The 1,037-nt window shown below is 42.4% G+C and carries 1 protein-coding gene; it reads left to right on the forward strand.

The window, feature by feature from the left end:
- Window positions 1-68: 68 nt before the first annotated feature.
- Window positions 69-1,037 (forward strand): alanine/ornithine racemase family PLP-dependent enzyme (locus AB6D93_RS24140; RefSeq protein WP_372159263.1); only part of this gene is annotated, 969 nt, incomplete at its 3' end.

Genomic DNA, 1,037 nt, shown 5'->3' on the forward strand with positions numbered 1-1,037 from the left:
GTTGAACATCTACTGCACATCGTAACGTCAGCCTTTCCTATAATAGCAAGTAAACTGGCCGAAAAAGGGTGAACTACCCTAGGTTAGACATCGATTGTGGAAAAGTTCATCATAACGCTCAGTTCCTGGTTTCTCAGCTCTCACTGAAAAATATATCCGTTACGCCTGTAACAAAAGCCTTCCTCGGCCACCCTATCATCGCACAAGTTCTTATTGATGCTGGCGCAACAATGTTAGCCGATTCAAGAATCGAAAATCTTCAAAAGATGACTGAATCTGGCATTGCTACCCCTAAAATGCTGATACGTACACCCATGCTCAGTCAAGTGGCGAGCGTAATAAAATACAGTGATCTGAGTTTAAACTCTGAAGTTGAAGTGATTCAGAGGCTTTCACATGCAGCGGAACAACAAAATTGCTGTCACGGTATCATTATTATGGTTGAGCTTGGCGATCTCAGAGAAGGTGTGATGCCAAATCGCGTGATTGATTTTATCCGAGAGATTATTTCTTTACCAAACATAACGATAAAAGGAATTGGTACGAATTTAGCCTGTCGGTATGGTGTCGCTCCAGATGATCAAAATATGAATATTCTTTCTGATCTTGCCGATGGAATTGAAGCTACATTTGGGATCAATCTAGAAATTATTTCAGGGGGTAATTCAGCTTCAGTTAACTGGGCTCTTCAGAGAACAGGCTTAACTCGAGTCAATCACCTTCGTATAGGAGAAGCCATTTTTTTAGGCTGTGAGCCTTTAGAGCACGAAAATATCAAAGGCTTACATACGGATGCGATTTCTTTGACCGCTGAAGTGATTGAGTCCAAGATTAAACCGACTTTGCCTTGGGGAAGTCGGGGGTTAAATGCTTTTGGAGAAAAAGCAAGCCTTCAAGATAGAGGGGAGGTCTCACAAGCTATTGTAGCATTAGGCCGCCAAGATGTTTGTGTCAGTGGGCTTAAGGCTCCGAATGGGATTAAGATCATGTCTTCAACCAGTGATCACCTTGTCCTTGAATCCTCACAGAAACCACTA

Source organism: Vibrio sp. 10N.247.310.23, from assembly GCF_041467155.1.
GTDB classification, from domain to species: Bacteria; Pseudomonadota; Gammaproteobacteria; order Enterobacterales; family Vibrionaceae; genus Vibrio; species Vibrio crassostreae_C.